Source organism: Corynebacterium sp. HMSC06G04, from assembly GCF_001807365.1.
In the GTDB taxonomy this organism is placed as follows: Bacteria; Actinomycetota; Actinomycetes; order Mycobacteriales; family Mycobacteriaceae; genus Corynebacterium; species Corynebacterium simulans.
This window is the reverse complement of sequence record NZ_KV788598.1, coordinates 140,022-158,011: the sequence shown is the minus strand read 5'-3', so window position 1 is coordinate 158,011 and position 17,990 is coordinate 140,022. Positions and strand designations below refer to the sequence as shown.

Below are 17,990 nucleotides of genomic sequence, written 5' to 3'. Positions count from 1 at the left end.
ATGGCTTCGCAAGATTCCACTTTCCCGGACGCTGAACACTTCGATCTGATCATTATCGGTACCGGTTCCGGCAACTCGATCCCTTCGGAGGATTTCGAGGATAAAAAGATCGCCATCGTCGAGGAAGGAACCTTTGGCGGCACTTGCTTGAACGTGGGTTGCATTCCGACGAAGATGTACGTCTACGCAGCCGACTTAGCGCACGCAGCAAAGGAGGGAAAGCGCCTGGGAATTGATGCGCAGGTAAATAATGTGGACTGGGAATCCATTATTGAGCGCGTCTTCGTCAACCGCATCGACAAGATTGCCGAGGGCGGCGAGGCTTACCGACGCGGCGATGAGACGCCGAATATTACGGTCTTTGACAAGCACGCCACGTTCGTAGGCCCCAAGGCAATTGCGGTGGGCGATGAAGTCATTACTGGCGAGCAGGTCGTCATTGCGGCGGGCTCTCGCCCATCTATCCCTGCGGTATACAAGGATTCCGGCGTGAAGTTCTATACGAACGAAAACATCATGCGCATGCCTAAGCAGCCGGAGAGCCTGATTATCGTGGGCGGCGGCTACATTGCCATGGAGTTTGCCCACGTCTTCGATGGTCTTGGTACGAAGGTCACGGTGGTCAACCGTTCCGAGAAGCTCCTGCGCCACCTGGACCACGACATTGTGGAGCGCTTCAACAAGCTCGCCCGTGAGCGCTTCGATGTCCGCATCGCGAATGCCCAGAACTTGGAGAAGACTGCGGGAGGTGTAGCGCTGACGCTGGAGGATGGTTCCACAGTTGAGGCCGAGGCAATCCTGGTGGCAACCGGCCGCAAACCAAACGGCGACTTGATGGACTTGGACAAGGCAGGCATTAAGGTCCGTGAGGACGGACGCATCAAGGTCGACGAGTTTGGCCGCACCTCCGTGGAGGGCGTTTGGGCGCTTGGCGACGTCTCGTCTCCCTACATGCTCAAGCACGTTGCGAATGCAGAGATGCGCGCGGTGCAGCACAACCTCCTTCACCCTGAGGAGCTTCAGGCTATGCCGCATGAGCACGTCCCAGCAGCTGTTTTCACCCATCCGCGGATCGCCAGCGTTGGTCTAACGGAGGAAGCAGCCCTCGAACAGGGGTACAACATTACCGTTAAGGTTCAGAACTACGGTGATGTTGCCTATGGATGGGCCATGGAAGACAATTCAGGAATTTGTAAGCTAATCGCTTGCAAAGAAACCGGCCGCCTACTAGGCGCACACCTAATGGGACCCCAAGCATCGACTCTTATCCAGCAACTCATCACCGCCATGGTTTATGACGTTGACATGCGCACATTTGCTCGGAAGCAATACTGGATCCATCCAGCTTTGCCGGAGCTCGTGGAAAACGCAGTCCTTGGACTAAACTGGCAAATGACTGTGTTACGTGACTAACATCACAATTACCCCCACAAGGGAACCTCAGAAGGAGAGTTTGCCCACTTGAGCACGGGGACCATCCCGAAATCCATCGTTGTAAATCCGACCGGTTACGGGGGCAGCCCCGACAACTTTCTAAATCAAATTACAAACGTGACGTGCAATTTAAGTACATATGGGCTACCTTGATTGAGGACACCGGCTCGAGCCGAAATTAAACCGGCGACCGTGTGTTTCTGGAAATCCTCTGAAAGCAATTTCGGGAGTAGTTTCCACAAAACACTTAGGTTTTCCATCGAAAGCCTTGCAAGTACGACATTTAAGGATTTTTGATATGCGTATCCGCAATGCAGCCCTCGCCGGCGCAACCGCAATCGCTGTAGCATTCGGTGGCACCACCGTTGCTTCCGCAACTGAGGCTAAGGACACCACCAACGTCAGCCTTTCCTCCAAGATTGGCGCAGCCTTGGAGAAGGACCAGAACGCTGATGGCCAGGCTATCTTCGGTTCCTCCAAGTCCGAGCACGGTGACGCTAATGAGACCGGCGAATACGAGACCCTTTCCTCCCAGCCGGCATGGGCTAAGGCTCTCTACGCCGCAACCATCATCGGTGGCGTTGGTGCCCTTCTTGGCGGCATCATTGGACCTGTCTACAACTTCATCGTTCACGGCCCATTCTCCCGCTAATCCCTTCCGTCAAGAATTCTGAAAGGTAAATAAATGCGTAACTTCCGCACTGCTGCAGTTGCTCTCGCAACCGCTACCACCGTTGCTTTTGGCGGCGTTTCCGCTGCTTCCGCTGCTGAGCTCGAGGACGGCGGCAAGCCATACGGCTCCTCCAACTGGAGCACCTCCGCCAAGGACGGCATCGAAGCCGGCAAGAAGGTCTCCGAGAACGACAACAAGGAGCAGAGCCTGTCCTCCAAGTGGGCAGGTGAGACCGACGGCACCAAGCCGGCACAGGGCCAGAAGCTCCTCGGTTCCTCTGTAGACGACGAGACCAACCCACTTTGGGCCAAGCTCTGGCGCGATGGCACCTACGCTGCACTGGCAGCTTCCGTCATCGGTGGCCTGATCGCTGCTTACAACCAGGCTGTCTACACCGGCATTCTGCCGCAGCACATCCTGGACCCAATCTTCCGCCGCTAATTTACGGTAGAAGGTCCTAGGACTTTCAAAGCGCTGGCGCTCCTCCCCTTTTGGGGACGGAGCGCTTTTCGCGTATCTGGGCCCAGTATTGAGACGGGTCAGATAGAAAAAGTGGCGCCTTCCAAGATGGAGGGCGCCACTATATTGTGTTGGCTTAGGTTTCTAGCTTCGGTTAGTTCTCGTCTGGCAGCGTGAGGATTTCGGCGCCGTCGTTGGTGATGACGAGGGTGTGCTCGAACTGTGCGGTGAACTTGCCGTCAACGTTCTGCACGGTCCAGTCATTGTCCCAGATTTCGTAATCAAGGGAACCGAGGTTGATCATCGGCTCGATGGTAAGGGTCATGCCTGGCTCGAGGATGTCACGGTACGTGGTGGAATCGTAGTGCAGAACCACGAGGCCGTTGTGGAAGGTAGGGCCAACGCCGTGGCCGGTGAAGTCACGGACAACGTTGTAGCCAAAGCGGTTGGCGTAAGACTCGATAACGCGGCCGATGACGTTAACCTCACGGCCTGGCTTTGCCGCCTTAATGCCGCGCATCATTGCCTCGTGGGTGCGTTCAACAAGGAGCTTGTGCTCCTCAGAAACGTTTCCAGCGAGGAAGGTAGCGTTGGTATCGCCGTGGACACCATTCTTGAATGCGGTGACGTCGATGTTGACGATGTCGCCATCCTCAATCACGGTGCTATCCGGGATACCGTGGCAGATGATCTCGTTCAGCGAGATGCAGCAGGACTTCGGGAAGCCCATGTAACCCAGCGTCGAAGGGTATGCACCATGATCCAGCATGTACTCATGCGCGATGCGGTCCAGCTCATCAGTCGTAACGCCAGCAGCGACAGCCTTGCCGGCCTCCTGCAGGGCGTTAGCGGCAATCTTGGATGCCTCGCGCATGGCCTCAATGGTCTCAGGGGTCTGAACGAAAGGCTCACCCATCGCTTCCTGGACGGTTTCCTTCCAGACGTATTCCGGGCGCTCAATGGAATCCGGAACGGTACGGATCGGGGTGGGCTTCTGAGGGGTCAATTTTGCGCGATTACTCATGTTTGACCATGTTAGTCCTGTTCCCCACCCCGCGGCTAACCAGGTTAAGTGCTGCGGCTAGCGCTGGGTTGTGTGCGTTCTATTCGCCTTCTTGTGGCGCGGGCGCCGAACCGTTGCCCTCGGCGCGGTAAGCGTCGAGCTTCTGCAGGAAGTTGTCGGTGATGTTGACCGAGGTATCGGAACCACCGCCCAAGACAACGAGCGTGGCGAAGGCGATGTCATCTTCGCGGTAGCCTGTGAACCAGGCATGGGAGCCTTCGTTGATCTCAGCCTCACCGGTCTTGCCGTAAATGGTGCCGCCGGCCTTCATGCCCGATGCAGTGCCGCCGGTGACCACCGCGCGCATCATGTCGCGGACATTCTCCAGCACGTGCGGGTCAGGTGCCGGGGCGTCCTCAGACGCCTTCGTCTTGTGATTCGACAGTAGAGTCGGCATCGGCGTCTTGCCGGCCGCCACCGTTGCAGAAACCAAAGCCATGCCGAACGGGCTAGCCAAGTCCGCGCCCTGGCCATATCCTGCCTCGGTGCGCTCCAACGGAGTCTTGCCCTCTGGAATGGAGCCCGTGATAGTGGTCAGCCCCGGGATGTCGTAATCAATGCCCAGGCCGTACTCCTTGCCCGTCTTCGCCAGCTCGCCTTCCTTCAAGTTGGTCGAGACCTCAGCGAAGGTGGTGTTACAAGACTGTGCAAAAGCCTGGCGCATCGGCACGCTGCCCAGTGAAAAGCCGTTGTAGTTGGTGACGGTGCGGCCAAACAGATTCATCGTGCCCGGGCACGGGACGATGGTATCTGCCGTAGCACCCTGCTTGTCCACCGCGGCCGAGGCCGTGATGATCTTGAACACCGAGCCCGGAGGGAACTGACCCTGCAGCGCGATATCACCCTTCTTGTCTGCCTGCTCAGTCTGCGCAACGGCAAGGATCTCACCGTTGGAGGGGCGGATGGCAACGAGCATCGCCTCGGAGTCAGCGCGCATGTTCACCGCTTCCTGGGCCGCGCGCTGCACATTGTAGTCCAAGCCAACGCGAATGGAGGGAGATTCCTCGGGTTGATGCAGCTCGACGTCGCTAAGCGCGGCACCGTTTTCATTGACCACCGAAATAGACCAACCAGAATTGCCCTCGACCTCATCCGAAACAATCGAGCGCACGCGCGCCAGGATATCCGGGGCCAGGCCCGTCTCCCTCGTCACCATCGCAGGCTCCTCGTTCAAACGCACGCCTTCGATGTGCTCCAACTGCGGGCGCACCTGCTCCGCCTGGGCCTCATTGAGCATCGTCACCGAGTAGCTATTGCCCTCAGAGCCCTCCAGCTCCTTAGCTAACTCCCCCGCGTCCTTCTCCGGCACGGAATCGTCCTGGGCATGCGCCTGGTTCAACGCGCTTGAAATCTTGGCAGCCAGCGGGCGCATATCCCCCGCCTTTTCCTTGTCCACCACCACGCGGTACTGCAGGCCCGGCGATAGTAGCTCCACGCCGTCGGAGGAAACCACGCTCGCACGCTTGGCGTCAATGGCGCGCAACTCCAAGTGCTGATGCGCTCCCAAGTTCGGGTGAACCAGGCTCGGCTGCCAGCGCACCTGCCAGTCCTTGTCCTTCTTGGTCAAGGTCATCTCGGTGTCGTAGCTCAAGGTGCGGTCCTTGGGCAGATCCCACGTCACCTTGTACTTGGCCGTGGCGTGCGAGTCATCCTGGGTTACATCACCAAGCTCAATATCAAGACCTTCTGCCTGCAGGCCCGAGTAGGTGGCATCCAGCGTAGACGTGGTGGCGTCCGGATTATCCACCAGCGTTGCCAGCTCATCGTTGTTGCGGGCTTCCATGTCCGCGATGAATTTTTCCGCAATAGGCTCCGCCGAAACAGGTTTCGGCGTGCACGCCACCAGCGAGCTAGCCCCAAACGAAGCCGCACATAGCAGCGCCACCATCTTTCTCATGTTTCGGCATACTAGCAGCCGAAAGGGACAAAAAGTCCGCCCCACACCGAAGCGGGAAGCGGACAATTTTTATCGTGTTTTGTGCTGAGTTTTCTGTGGGGTCTAGCGGGTTACGCGGACCTCAGCCTTGGCACCCTCGACGGCCTCCAAGCCTTCCTCGTCAGCAATGCGCATTGCTTCCTCGATGAGGGTTTCCACAATCTGGGACTCAGGGACAGTCTTGATGACCTCGCCCTTGACAAAGATCTGGCCCTTGCCGTTGCCGGAAGCAACACCCAAGTCAGCATCGCGCGCCTCACCTGGGCCGTTAACAACACAACCCATAACAGCCACACGCAGCGGGAACTCCATGCCCTCGAGACCGGCGGTAACTTCCTCGGCGAGCTTATAAACGTCCACCTGGGCACGGCCACAGGACGGGCAGGAGACGATCTCCAGCTTGCGTGGACGCAGGTTTAGCGACTGCAGAATCTGGTCACCAACCTTGATTTCCTCAACCGGATCGGCAGAAAGCGAAACGCGGATGGTATCGCCAATGCCCTCAGAAAGCAGGGCGCCGAAAGCCACGGAGGACTTGATGGTGCCCATGAACTTCGGGCCCGCCTCAGTAACGCCGAGGTGCAGCGGGTAATCGGTCTTCGCAGCCAGCTGGCGATAAGCCTCAACCATCAGGACTGGGTCAGAGTGCTTCACGGAAATTGCGATGTCGCCGAAGCCGTGCTCCTCAAAGAGGCCAGCCTCCCAGATAGCGGACTCGACGAGGGCCTCCGGGGTGGCCTTGCCGTACTTTTCGAGCAGGCGCTTATCCAGGGAACCGCCGTTGACGCCGATGCGGATCGGGATGCCAGCGTCACCGGCTGCCTTTGCAACTTCCTTGACACGGCCGTCGAACTCCTTGATGTTACCCGGGTTCACGCGGATAGCCGCGCAGCCGGCATCGATGGCCTGGAAGATGTACTTCGGCTGGAAGTGGATATCCGCGATGACCGGGATCGGCGACTTCTTCGCAATCGCAGGCAGCGCCTCGGCGTCGACTGGCTTCGGGCAAGCAACGCGCACGATGTCACAACCGGTGGCGGTCAGCTGCGCAATCTGCTGCAGCGTGGCGTTAACGTCGTGGGTCTTGGTGGTGGTCATGGACTGCACCGAAATCGGGTGCTCGGAACCAACGCCAACAGGGCCTACAAAAAGCTGACGCGTTTTGCGTCGTGGAGCCAAGGTAGGAGGTGGGCCGTCTGGGATACCAAGACCGATTGGGGTCGACATGAATGCTCCTTAACCAAGCATGGAATTTAAATGGGGATTTAACGTCACCACTTTAGCACCGCTAAGTGCCTAGCCTCGTGCCCGCCCTGCGCCTGGGACGAGCAATAGCGCTAAGCCAAAGAGGCTTAGCCGAAGAGGCGGATCGGGTTGACCACATCGGCGACGATGATGAGCGCACCAACCACCATCAGCACGGCCGCGATGGCATAAGTAATAGGCATCAAGGCTGTGTAATCGGCCGGACCCTTCGGCTCCTTGCCAAGCAGGCGGCGGATGGCGTCGCGAATCTTTTCATAAATGATGACCGCAATGTGACCGCCATCAAAAGGCGGCAGCGGAATGAGGTTGAACAAAGCCAGGAAGAAGTTCAGCGTCGCCAGCATCATGAAGAAGGTCGACCACAGACTACGCTCGACCAGCTCGCCGCCCACGCGGGAAGCGCCAACCACGGACATCGGACCGTTGACATCGCGCTCGTGACCAAAGATGGAGGCCACTACCCCAGGTACCTTGGCCGGGAACTGAATGATGCCGTCGACAGTCGCGTCTAAGACATAGCCCGCATAACGCGCCGTGGCCGGGAAGGCGCCGATAAAGTCATGCTTTTCCGTGGTATCTACCGGCTGGTTGACCAGGCCGATGGAGCCGGCGTCGACAAGCGCGCCCTCCTGATTCAAACGCTTGACCGAATCCAGAGTGATCTCCAGCGTCTTGTGCTGGCCATCGCGCTCGACCTCGAGTTGCACCTTCTCCCCCGGGCGCGGGAAGACCTCCTCGCGCAGCTGCGCAAAGCTTTGCAAAGGCTTGCCGTCCAAGGCCACGACGATGTCGCCGACCTTCACTCCAGCCTTGCCCGCAGGCCCCTCGCCCTGGCAGTCCGCAAACTCGCCCTGCTGGTTCTGATCTGCTGAGCAAACCACCTCGCCCACTCGTGGGCGCACGTCTGCATCCGGGTTCGGAATGCCCGCCGTCATGGCGATGAGCAGCAAGATGACAAAACCCAAAAAGAGGTTGACCGTGATGCCGCCAGCCAACACGATGACGCGCTGCCATGCCGGCTTTTTGTACATCGCATGCGGCTCTTCCTCCTCCGTGAGGAAGTCATCTTGTTCCGTCATGCCCGCGATGTCGCAGAAACCGCCCACCGGGAAGGCCGCTAGGCCGTACTCGGTGTGCCCGCGAGTAAAGCCCGCGATCTTGGGGCCAAAGCCGATGTAGAAACGGCGCACGCGCATGCCGAAAGCACGAGCGCTGAACATGTGTCCAGCCTCGTGCAAAGCAACGGTGATACCGATTCCCAGGGCGAATAAGACGATGCCCAGGATATTTGCCATAGTGGTGAAAGCTTTCTAGTTAGCCAAAGTGTCCACCAGCGCGTTTGCGCGCCGGCGGGCCTCGCCCTCAACGGCGATTACATCCTCGACGGATGAGGGTACACCAGCGAACTGGGAGGCCTCCCCCACGACCTTGTCAACCACGTCGACGATCTCTGGGAAGTGGATGCGGCCTGCCAAGAAAGCCGCCGCAGCCTCCTCGTTCGCGGCGTTGTAGACCGCCGGATGCGTGCCACCCGCCTCCGCCGCGGCGCGGGCAAGGGAAACGGCGGGGAACGCGGCGTCGTCAAGCGGCTCAAAGTGCCAATCGTGCGCCTTGGAAAAATCGAGCGCCGGCTGCGCACCGGGCACGCGATGCGGCCAATCCAGCGCCAGGGAAATCGGCAGCTTCATCGAAGGTGGCGAAGCCTGGGCAATGGTGCAGCCATCCTTGAAGGTAGCCATGGAATGAATGATGGACTGCGGGTGCACCGTAACGTCGATGCGCTCGGGGGCAATGTCGAAGAGCAAGGTGGCCTCGATAAGCTCCAAGCCTTTATTAATTAAGGTCGCGGAATTAAGCGTATTCATCTGCCCCATGGACCACGTGGGGTGCTGCGCCGCTTGCTGCGGGGTCACGTCCCACATCTCCTCACGCGTGCGGCCGCGGAAAGGGCCACCCGACGCCGTCAACACGAGTTTATCCAGCTCCCCTTCCGCGCCGGAGCGCAGGCACTGCGCCATGGCGGAATGCTCGGAATCGACCGGGATGATCTGGCCCGGTTTTGCCATGCGGGTGACAATATGGCCGCCGGCCACCAGAGATTCTTTATTGGCCAGGGCGAGAAACGCCCCCTGCTCCAGCGTGGCGATGGTAGAGCGCAGGCCCATCGAGCCCACCAAGGCGTTGAGCACCTTGTCTGCTTCGACTTCGCGCACCAACTGCTCAGCGGCATCCGCGCCCGTGCGCACCGGGCCTCCCAAGGCTGCTGAGACTTCGCGTGCAGCCTGCTCACTCGCCACCGCCACGTGGTCAAACGAAAGATTGAGAGCACGGGCCTGCTCTATCACTAATTGCGGGTTGGAACCGCCCGCGGCGATGCCGACTACTTGGAATTTATCCGGGTTATCGGCGATAACTTCCAGTGCCTGGGTGCCGATGGAGCCCGTGGACCCGAGAATAAGAATGCGCTGTGTACTCACCTCTCCAACCCTAGCGAGCCGCGGCCAAAATAGGGTGAGCGAAATTGCCGGGGGTGTTTCTTCGCTAACGCGGCGAGGATGATTTAAACTACTACACAGAATAAATGGCATTTCATGTGCGCGCGCAGAGTGCGCCATGTACACGCAAAGGAGAGCAAGTGTCTTCCCACAAGCCGGCACCGCAGGTTTTCGACGGCGTTTCCACTGAGGACGTCCCGTCCGCAGGTTTTGGTTGGTCCCGCATCAGCCGCTCTGGCGTTCAGATCGCTGGCTGGATTTCTGTACTCTTCCTGCTGGCCTACAACTTCGGTAACCACAAGGGCCACGTTGAGACCGTCTGGCTCATCGCTCTTGCCGTCGTTCTTGCTCTGGGCCTTATCATCTTCGCCCTGCGCCCGAACCTCTCCCAGGTGCGCACCGTCACCGCTCGCAACCAGCCGGTTGGCCACGTTGAGCCGGACTGGGTATATGACCAGAAGACGGTTTCCGGCTCCTACGCTGAGCTTAACGACGCAGAGCTGCGCGCCCTGAACATCGACCCAGCTCGCGTTTCCCACCTGCGCGTCGAGCGCGGCACCGCTCGTGCAGCCCGCAAGGCAATGCACTAAGCGCATACGCGAAATACTCCCCGCCACCCACCTTGTTGTTGGGTGACGGGGAGATTTTTATGCGCTCTTTAGCTGAAGCGCCGCCCAAGGCGAGCTTGGGGCGGCGTAAATGGATTGGGCGGCGTAAATGGGTTGGGCGGCGTGAATGGCTCGGGTGGATTGGCCGAGCTTTAGGCGGACTCGCGCTCGTCGGCAGCGAGCTGGCCGCAGGCGGCGGCGATTTCATCGCCCTTGGTATCGCGGACGGTGCACGGCACGCCTTGAGCGATGACACGGCGGACGAACTCGTCCTGGCGGTCCCTCGGTGCGGCGTCCCACTCAGAGCCCGGGGTTGGGTTCAGCGGGATGACGTTGACGTGCACCTTGGAGCCGAGCGCGCGGTGCAGCTTCTGCCCCAGCATGTCGGCGCGGAAGTCCTGATCATTCTTGTCACGGATGAGCGCATACTCGATGGAGACGCGACGGCCGGACTTGTCAGCGTAGTAACGAGCGGCGTCGAGGACCTCCTCGACCGGCCAGCGGTTGTTGACCGGAACCAGGGAATCACGCAGCTCATCGTCTGGAGTGTGCAGGGAGACTGCCAGGGTGCAGGAGAGGTCTTCGTCGGCAAGCTTGCGGATAGCTGGAGCAAGTCCCACGGTGGAAACCGTCACGTTGCGCTGGGAAAGGCCAAAGCCCGTCAAGTCCTGGCCGGTTATCTGGCGCACGGCGTGGACCACGCGCTTGTAGTTGGCCAGCGGCTCGCCCATACCCATGAACACCACGTTGGACAGGCGGCCGCCTTCTTCCTCCATGAGCTTGGCGGCGTGGCGGAACTGCTCCACGATCTCTGCGGTGGACAGGTTGCGGTCGAGGCCGCCCTGACCGGTAGCGCAGAACGGGCACGCCATGCCGCAGCCGGCCTGGGAAGAAATACACAAGGTGGCGCGGCCCGGGTAGCGCATGAGCACAGACTCGAGCATGGTGCCATCGTGCAGGCGCCACAGGGACTTGGTGGTCTCCCCGTCATCCGTGGAGGTCTGGCGGATGGGAGTCATCAGCGTTGGGAAGAGACGCTCCTGGACTTCCTCACGCTTGCCGGCCGGGATGTCCGTCATCTCGGAGACATCCGCGGTGCGGTGTACGTAGTAGTGCTTTGCCAGCTGGTTCGCGCGGAACTTAGGCAGGCCAATTTCCGCGAGGACGTCAATGCGCTCGTCGTGGGACAGATCCGCGAAGTGCTTCGGCGGCAAACCGCGCCGAGGGGCGGAGAAATTAAGTTTCAATGCTTCAGCCATGGTTCCGCCCATTTTTCCACGTTTTCGGCACTTTTACCCAATTGAAACCGAGGCGAAGTGGCACAATCGACAGCTCGCAGGATTAAATAGACATATGACACAAAACGAATTCCCCGCAGACGAGACCGCCTACGCGCCAGAGACCACCGCTGATAACACCACTGGCACGCACACCGAAGTTGAGTCCACTTACTCCCAGCAAGAGGACACGAAGGTCAAAGGATCTTTCGCAGCTTCCACCTGGGCCGCACTGATCGTGGGATTCCTGCTGCTCATCGTCCTCATCGTCTTTATCCTGCAGAACCAGCAGAAGGTGCCGATGAACTTCCTGAACTGGTCGGGCGAATTCCCGGCTGGCATCGCCTACCTCATCTTCGCCATCGCCGGCGCACTGATCATGGCACTGGTTGGCATGTGGCGCATGTTCGAGCTGCGCCGCCAGGTGCGCAAGCAGGCCAAGGCACGCAACCGCTAAATACCCAGCGAGCCAAACACTAATACATTAAAAATCTCCTCCCGCATCTTCTTAAGTCACGCTCGACGCGTGGCCGGAAGAGAGGGAGGAGTCTTTTAGGTTTTGCCTTCGGCTAAAAATTTAGAAACCGTGGAAATTAGCCAAGAAGTTCACGGCCACCCAGGTCACCATGGCGGAAGGAAGCATGCCGTCGAGGCGATCCATTAAGCCGCCGTGGCCGGGAAGAATCTGGGACATGTCCTTGATACCCAGCTCGCGCTTAAATTGGGATTCCACGAGGTCGCCCAAGGTGGCGCAGAACACCAGACCCAAGCCCATCAGGCCGCCTACCCATGCATCGTGGTGCAGCAGCAGCTTCACGCTAAGGGCACCGGTGGCAACGCCAAAGATGACCGAGCCGATAAAACCTTCCCACGACTTCTTGGGGCTTACTGCAGGAGCCATGGGGTGCGAGCCGAACATCACGCCGGCTACGTAGCCGCCGGTGTCAGAGGCCACGACACAGAGCATGAAGGCCACAATCGACGCCGCGCCAGAGGCGAACGGGGTCTCCACGCGGGACAGCATCGCCGCAAACGTGGCAAACAAAGGAATCCAGGTCAGGACGAAAAGTCCCACGGACATATCGCGCAGATAGTTAATCGGCGGGCGATGCCGGCCGTTGTGGAAGAGACGGCCAAACATGAGTGCCAAGACGGCGACGACGTAGACCGCTACGAGGCCGGGGGCTCCCAGAGGCCAGGAGACCCAAAGCATCGCCTGGCCCAAGACGATGAGCAGGGTGCGAGGCATAAAAAAGGAATGCTCGCGCAGGCGCGTGAGTACTTCCCACATTGCGATAGCGACGGCTACTGCCACGACCATGTACCAAGCAAAGGCACCGGCCCAGACGGCAAAGACAACGAGTGCGCCAAGGCCCACGCCTACCCCGACCGCCGCAGGCAGGTCACGGCCCGCGCCGTTCTTCGGCTTGGGCAGACGACGATTCGACTCGCTAGTCACGCGCGCTCCTTCCACAGGAAGATGGGATACTCACAAAAAAGCGCCGCCGAGCTGAAAGTGCCCGGCGGCCAGGTTCGAGGTGCTTAGACCTCCATCAACTCGTTTTCCTTGTTGGCAACGAGCTTATCCACCTGGTCGATATAACCCGCGGTGGTCTTTTCCATTTCCTTTTCGGCTGCAACGACTTCGTCCTCGCCGGCGTCGCCGTCCTTCTGCAGCTTCTTCAGCTGGTCCATGGCCTTGCGGCGGATGTTGCGGATAGCAATCTTTCCGTCTTCGCCCTTGCCTTTTGCCTGCTTGACGAGGTCGCGGCGGCGCTCCTCGGTCAGCTGCGGGATGGTTACGCGCAGAACGTGGCCGTCGTTGGTTGGGTTAACGCCCAAGTCGGAGTTGCGGATAGCGTTTTCGATCTCTTGGATCATGGACTGCTCATAAGGCTTGATGAGCATCATACGTGGTTCCGGAACGGAGATGGTAGCCATCTGGGTGATCGGGGTCGGCGCACCGTAGTACTCAGCAACCAAGCCGTTGAACATAACCGGGTTTGCGCGGCCGGTACGGATGGTGACCAGCTGCTCGCGGGTGTGCTCCACCGAAGCGGTCATGTGCTCTTCTGCTTCGAGCTGGATCTCGTCGATCATTGGGTTAAAACTCCCCTTTTCGAATTTAAAGTAACTGGGATTGAATCTAGCAGGATCGCACGCCTTCTGGGGCGAAGGACGTGGCCTAAAGTACTTTCTTAGTCTTCCTTGGACTGAACCAGGGTGCCGATCTGCTCGCCGTTGACGGCGCGCTTGATGTTGCCCTCAGTCAGCAGGTTGAACACCAGGATTGGCATGTCATTATCCATGCAGAGGCTGAACGCGGTGGCGTCTGCAACCTTTAGCCCCTTCTCGATGACCTCACGCGGGGTGATTTCGGAGTAGAGCTCCGCATCAGGGTTGGTGCGTGGGTCGTCGGAATAGACGCCGTCAACAGCCTTGGCGAGGAAGAGCACCTCTGCCCCAATTTCCAGCGCGCGCTGTGCAGCGGTGGTGTCAGTGGAGAAGTACGGCATGCCCATGCCAGCGCCGAAGATAACCACGCGGCCCTTTTCCAGGTGGCGGTCTGCGCGCAGCGGCAGGTAAGGCTCTGCGATCTGAGCCATGTTGATGGAGGTCTGCACGCGGCAATCGACGCCCTGCTGCTTCAGGAAGTCCTGCAGTGCCAGGGAGTTCATGACAGTGCCCAGCATGCCCATGTAGTCAGAACGGGCGCGGTCCATGCCGCGCTGGGAAAGCTCGGCGCCGCGGAAGAAGTTGCCGCCGCCAATGACTACGGCGACCTCGGTGCCCTGCTTTGCAATCTCGGCGATCTGCTGGGCGACGTTTTCTACAACGTCTGGGTCGATGCCGACCTTGCCACCTCCGAACATTTCACCGCCCAGCTTAAGCATTACGCGCTTGTATCCGGTTCGCTTGGTGTCAGGGTTAGCCACGGCCTTCATCGTCTCCTTAATGCGGGCGTTTTTAAGTCCGTTCCATCTTACCCATACAAGCTCTATTGCTCATATTCAATGGGGTGGATGCCACCCGCACAGAAAACGCGAAATGGTCCTGCCGCAATTGCGACAGGACCACTAGAAAGTCTGCAGCTAAAAAGCAAGCAGCTTTAGATCAAAGCCTTAGGCGCCAACCTCGTAACGCACGAAGCCCTTGATGGTGGTGCCAGCTTCCTCAGCAACCTGCTTGACGGTCTTCTTGGAGTCAGACAGTGCAGCCTGCTCAAGCAGAACGACGGACTTGTAGAAGCCGTTCAGGCGACCTTCCACGATCTTCGGCAGAGCAGCCTCCGGCTTGCCCTCCTCGCGGGTGGTAGCCTCAGCGATCTCGCGCTCCTTCTCAACGACCTCAGCCGGAACGTCCTCGCGGGTCAGGTACTCAGCGTTCATAGCTGCAATCTGCAGAGCAACAGCGTGTGCACCCTCAGCGTCGCCCTCGTAGGAAACGAGAACGCCAACTGCCGGCGGCAGGTCAGCGGAACGCTGGTGCAGGTAGACAGCGACGTTGTCGCCCTCGAGGGTGACTGCACGGCGTGCCTGCAGCTTCTCGCCGGTCTTTGCGGACTCTTCGTCGACGATCTCAGAAACCTTCTTGCCGTCGATCTCGAGGTTGTTCAGCTCCTCGCCGGAGTTGACCTTAGCCTCGCCAGCAGCCTCAGCGATCTTGGTAGCGAAAGCCTTGAATGCCTCGTTCTTTGCAACGAAGTCGGTCTCGCAGTTGATTTCGACCATGGTGTTGCCGGAAACAGCAACGAGGCCCTCGGTAGCCTCGCGCTCAGCGCGCTTGGAAACGTTCTTTGCGCCCTTGATGCGCAGGAACTCTACGGCCTTGTCGTAGTCACCGTTGGACTCGTCGAGTGCCTTCTTGCAATCAAGCATGCCGGAGCCGGTAGCCTCGCGCAGTGCCTTTACGTCTGCAGCAGTGTAGTTCGCCATAGTTCGGGCGATCCTCCTTGGTTTCAAACAGTATTCGATGTGACAGCGTACTCGACGCTAACGTTTTACGCCGCCCTTGGGGGTGAGTTTTTACAGAAGAATAAACCCCCGCGGCCGTAATCCAACGGTAGCGGGGGCTTAGCCTAAAGTCTTTTACTCTGCGGACTCAGCAGATGCTGGGTCGGAAGCAGCAGCAGCCTCTGCTGCGTCGCGAGCTTCCTTCTCAGCGGAGTCGCCGGCAGCTTCCTTAGCTGCAGCCAGCTGGCGCTCCTCGCGGGCCTTCTTGCCCTCTTCAACTGCGGTGGCGATGATGCCGGACAGCAGTTTGGTAGCGCGGATTGCGTCGTCGTTGCCCGGGATCGGGAAGTCAACGTCATCCGGATCGCAGTTGGTGTCCAGGATGGCAACAACTGGGATGTTCAGCTTCTGAGCTTCCTTAACCGCGATGTGCTCCTTGTTGGTGTCAACAATCCACAGTGCGGAAGGCGCCTTGGTCATCTCGGAGATGCCACCGAGAACGCGCTCCAGCTTGACGCGCTCGCGCGTCAACATGAGAACTTCCTTCTTGGTGCGGCCCTTGTAGCCGTCTTCAGCTGCGTCCATTGCCTGAAGCTCCTTCATGCGCTTCAGACGCTTGGAAACGGTCTGGAAGTTGGTGAGCATGCCGCCCAGCCAACGGTGGTTGACGTAAGGCATGCCAACGCGAGTTGCTTCCTCAGCAACTGCTTCCTGAGCCTGCTTCTTGGTGCCGACGAAGAGGATGGTGCCGCCGTGGGCAACGGTCTCCTTGACGAACTCGAAAGCCTCATCGATGTAGGTCAGGGTCTGCTGAAGATCGATGATGTAGATGCCGTTACGGTCGGTGAAGATGAAACGCTTCATCTTTGGGTTCCAACGACGGGTCTGGTGGCCGAAGTGCACACCAGCGTCGAGGAGCTCGCGCATGGTTACAACTGCCATGATTCGCTCGCTTTCTGTTGTTATTTCGGTTTTGCAAGAAAATGTGCGGTGTTTTATTCCGCACCCTAGCAACGAAGGCTCTGGTCAACACCCCACGTCATGTGGGGACCGCGTCAACACAGGGCTGTTTCTTCCTTAACCCAGGAAGCAACGACTTCGCCGCGCGTAGTCAGCGCATCGAAATGTTTTTAAACATGCCAGACACACTGCTGGGGCAAATTCTAGCCGCATCCTGCGCACTAGTCCAAAACGAGTGGCGTTTTTCCACAATTTTTCGCTGACGCGGCCCCAAACGGCACCACATCGCTCACATGCACCCCACTAACCCCAGTTTGTTCACAGCGCATTAATCAACTCTTTCGCCACCACTGCCCCATTGCAAAGACTAGGTCTATGAAACTCAACGCAAAGAACTTTTCTTGGATACGCACGAAGCCAAATGTCTGCTGGCTGGCTCTGTGCCTCGGCGCCTTTCAACTGGTCATTCTTCCCTGTGCTCCCGGCGCGCCCAACACGCCGACCGCGTGGGCATATGTCGATCCCACCACGGGCGCTGCCATGGCAACGCGGGTTTTGGAAGGTTTTGATCCACCGGCTCAGAAGTGGAGCGCTGGTCACCGGGGTGTGGACCTGGCGCTTTCGATTGGCTCTGACGTTCGCGCTGCTGGCGACGGCGAGGTCTATTTTGTTGGCAAGGTGGCGGGCAAACCCGTAGTTTCCATCGCGCATGCCGATGGCGTGCGCACGACCTATCAGCCTGTATTCGGGCATGTGTCCAAGGGCGATAAGGTCCGCGAGGGCCAAGTCATTGGCAGGTTAGCACCACCGGTGGACGGCAAGCCTGGCCTGCACTGGGGCGCGCTTATCGACGGCCCGGAAAAGACGTATATCGATCCGCTTTCGCTTCTCGACGCCCCGGTGATCCGGCTTAAGCCCGTGGATGGGCCTTAGAGTAAACATCCTTGAGCCGCTGTGCGGAAACGTGGGTATAAACCTGCGTGGTCTGCAAGGACGAGTGCCCCAAAAGCTCCTGCACCACGCGCAGGTCTGCGCCGCCTTCTAGAAGGTGGGTCGCCGCTGTGTGCCGCAAGCTGTGCGGGCTTAGCCCATTGGCGCCGGTTACCTGTGCGGCTTTCTCCACCACGCGGCGTACCTGGCGTTGGTCAATACGCCCACCGCGTGTGCCCACGAAGACGGCTTCCGTCTCCCCCGCCAATTGCGCGCGGCCCTTATCCAGCCAAGTGCGCAAGGCATCAGCGGCTGCCTCTCCAAAAGGCACCACGCGCTGTTTGTTTCCTTTACCGGTAACCCGCGCGGTCTGCCGGCGCAGATCGAGGTCACCGATATCGAGGCCGGCAAGCTCTGCCACACGCATGCCGGTGGCGTAGAGCAGCTCCAGCATCGCACTATCACGCAGGAAATGAACCTCGTCGGCCGAGACGGCATTGCCCACGAGCTCCCCTGCTTCGTTCTCCCCCAGAACCTTAGGCAGGTGTTTGCCCACCTTCGGAGTCACCAAGCGCGCTGCAACGTCCGAGCCAAGATGGCCTTCGCGCACCGCCCACGTCGAAAACGCTCGAACCGCCGCGGTGCGGCGTGCCAAGGTGGCTCGGGACTTGCCGGCGGTGACAGCCTCACCGAGCCAGGCGCGCAATGCGTTCAGGTCGAAACTCGCAAAATCTGGAACGCTACGAGCTAAGTCCCGAAGGTCGGAGCGGTATCCCTTCACCGTGGCCTGCGAGCGCCCACGGATGAGCAGCTGGTGCTCGGCGAAATCCTCGATTGCCTCCACCAGCTGCCCAGATAGCTCCTCCGCGCTCCGTGTCATGTCCCAGGAGTCTACTCCAGTTGCAGAAGGCTCAACATTCCCCTGTCTAGCGCAGC

The 17,990-nt window shown here is 59.3% G+C and carries 18 protein-coding genes; 6 read left to right on the top strand and 12 right to left on the bottom strand.

Going from position 1 to position 17,990, the window contains the following annotated elements:
* The 3 genes from mtr to HMPREF3158_RS02555 all read left to right on the top strand — a co-directional run bounded on the left by mtr (position 1) and on the right by HMPREF3158_RS02555 (position 2,548).
* Complete coding sequence (mtr, locus tag HMPREF3158_RS02565) at positions 1 to 1,413, top strand: mycothione reductase (protein ID WP_070497208.1); 1,413 nt, start codon at positions 1 to 3, stop codon at positions 1,411 to 1,413.
* Positions 1,414 to 1,732: 319 nt separating this feature from the next.
* Complete coding sequence (locus tag HMPREF3158_RS02560; protein WP_062038504.1) at positions 1,733 to 2,086, top strand: hypothetical protein; 354 nt, start codon at positions 1,733 to 1,735, stop codon at positions 2,084 to 2,086.
* A 33-nt stretch (positions 2,087 to 2,119) separates the two neighbouring features.
* Complete coding sequence (locus HMPREF3158_RS02555; RefSeq protein WP_070497206.1) at positions 2,120 to 2,548, top strand: hypothetical protein; 429 nt, start codon at positions 2,120 to 2,122, stop codon at positions 2,546 to 2,548.
* A gap of 172 nt (positions 2,549 to 2,720) precedes the next feature.
* Here HMPREF3158_RS02555 and map read toward each other — a convergent pair whose 3' ends face one another.
* From map to dxr, 5 genes are all read right to left on the bottom strand, one after another.
* Positions 2,721 to 3,590 (bottom strand): type I methionyl aminopeptidase, encoded by an 870-nt coding sequence (gene map / locus HMPREF3158_RS02550; protein WP_070497204.1) that lies wholly within the window; start codon positions 3,588 to 3,590, stop codon positions 2,721 to 2,723.
* 79 nt (positions 3,591 to 3,669) lie between these two features.
* Complete coding sequence (locus HMPREF3158_RS02545) at positions 3,670 to 5,526, bottom strand: penicillin-binding transpeptidase domain-containing protein (protein WP_070497202.1); 1,857 nt, start codon at positions 5,524 to 5,526, stop codon at positions 3,670 to 3,672.
* Between the two features lie 102 nt (positions 5,527 to 5,628).
* Positions 5,629 to 6,792, bottom strand: a complete 1,164-nt coding sequence (ispG, locus tag HMPREF3158_RS02540) for a flavodoxin-dependent (E)-4-hydroxy-3-methylbut-2-enyl-diphosphate synthase (RefSeq protein WP_070433246.1) — start codon at positions 6,790 to 6,792, stop codon at positions 5,629 to 5,631.
* 125 nt (positions 6,793 to 6,917) lie between these two features.
* Positions 6,918 to 8,126, bottom strand: coding sequence for a M50 family metallopeptidase (locus HMPREF3158_RS02535; protein WP_070433247.1), 1,209 nt, complete (start codon positions 8,124 to 8,126; stop codon positions 6,918 to 6,920).
* Between the two features lie 15 nt (positions 8,127 to 8,141).
* Positions 8,142 to 9,308 (bottom strand): 1-deoxy-D-xylulose-5-phosphate reductoisomerase, encoded by a 1,167-nt coding sequence (gene dxr, locus HMPREF3158_RS02530; protein ID WP_061923187.1) that lies wholly within the window; start codon positions 9,306 to 9,308, stop codon positions 8,142 to 8,144.
* Positions 9,309 to 9,466: 158 nt separating this feature from the next.
* Here dxr and HMPREF3158_RS02525 point away from each other — a divergent pair, with 158 nt between their 5' ends.
* Positions 9,467 to 9,916 carry a DUF2631 domain-containing protein gene (locus HMPREF3158_RS02525; RefSeq protein WP_061923190.1) on the top strand — a complete coding sequence of 150 codons (450 nt, stop codon included), beginning with the start codon at positions 9,467 to 9,469 and terminating at the stop codon, positions 9,914 to 9,916.
* Positions 9,917 to 10,086: 170 nt separating this feature from the next.
* On the opposite strand, the gene rlmN is transcribed toward HMPREF3158_RS02525, so the two are convergent.
* The gene (gene rlmN, locus HMPREF3158_RS02520; protein ID WP_070497271.1) at positions 10,087 to 11,193 is read right to left on the bottom strand and encodes a dual-specificity RNA methyltransferase RlmN; all 1,107 of its coding nucleotides are present in this window, start codon (positions 11,191 to 11,193) and stop codon (positions 10,087 to 10,089) included.
* Positions 11,194 to 11,287: 94 nt separating this feature from the next.
* Between rlmN and HMPREF3158_RS02515 the strand changes: the two genes are divergently transcribed.
* Positions 11,288 to 11,668, top strand: coding sequence for a LapA family protein (locus tag HMPREF3158_RS02515; RefSeq protein WP_061923193.1), 381 nt, complete (start codon positions 11,288 to 11,290; stop codon positions 11,666 to 11,668).
* 120 nt (positions 11,669 to 11,788) lie between these two features.
* Here the strand turns inward: HMPREF3158_RS02515 and HMPREF3158_RS02510 are convergent, their stop codons facing one another.
* The 5 genes from HMPREF3158_RS02510 to rpsB form a co-directional block, all read right to left on the bottom strand.
* A complete protein-coding gene (locus HMPREF3158_RS02510; protein WP_179294363.1) occupies positions 11,789 to 12,670 on the bottom strand; it encodes a phosphatidate cytidylyltransferase in 882 nt (293 codons plus the stop codon).
* Between the two features lie 83 nt (positions 12,671 to 12,753).
* Positions 12,754 to 13,311, bottom strand: coding sequence for a ribosome recycling factor (gene frr, locus HMPREF3158_RS02505; RefSeq protein ID WP_070433248.1), 558 nt, complete (start codon positions 13,309 to 13,311; stop codon positions 12,754 to 12,756).
* A 98-nt stretch (positions 13,312 to 13,409) separates the two neighbouring features.
* Entirely contained in the window at positions 13,410 to 14,156 is a 747-nt protein-coding gene (pyrH, locus tag HMPREF3158_RS02500) for a UMP kinase (protein WP_061923198.1), read from the bottom strand.
* 177 nt (positions 14,157 to 14,333) lie between these two features.
* Positions 14,334 to 15,146, bottom strand: a complete 813-nt coding sequence (gene tsf, locus HMPREF3158_RS02495) for a translation elongation factor Ts (RefSeq protein ID WP_070433249.1) — start codon at positions 15,144 to 15,146, stop codon at positions 14,334 to 14,336.
* A gap of 153 nt (positions 15,147 to 15,299) precedes the next feature.
* On the bottom strand, positions 15,300 to 16,106 hold the full coding sequence (rpsB, locus tag HMPREF3158_RS02490; protein ID WP_061923205.1) for a 30S ribosomal protein S2: 807 nt from the start codon (positions 16,104 to 16,106) through the stop codon (positions 15,300 to 15,302).
* Between the two features lie 393 nt (positions 16,107 to 16,499).
* Here rpsB and HMPREF3158_RS02485 point away from each other — a divergent pair, with 393 nt between their 5' ends.
* Entirely contained in the window at positions 16,500 to 17,057 is a 558-nt protein-coding gene (locus tag HMPREF3158_RS02485; RefSeq protein WP_083286117.1) for a M23 family metallopeptidase, read from the top strand.
* Here the strand turns inward: HMPREF3158_RS02485 and HMPREF3158_RS02480 are convergent.
* Positions 17,035 to 17,934 carry a tyrosine recombinase XerC gene (locus tag HMPREF3158_RS02480; protein WP_061923208.1) on the bottom strand — a complete coding sequence of 300 codons (900 nt, stop codon included), beginning with the start codon at positions 17,932 to 17,934 and terminating at the stop codon, positions 17,035 to 17,037. The two genes, HMPREF3158_RS02485 and HMPREF3158_RS02480, sit on opposite strands and share 23 nt — an antisense overlap.
* Between the last annotated feature and the right edge of the window lie 56 nt (positions 17,935 to 17,990).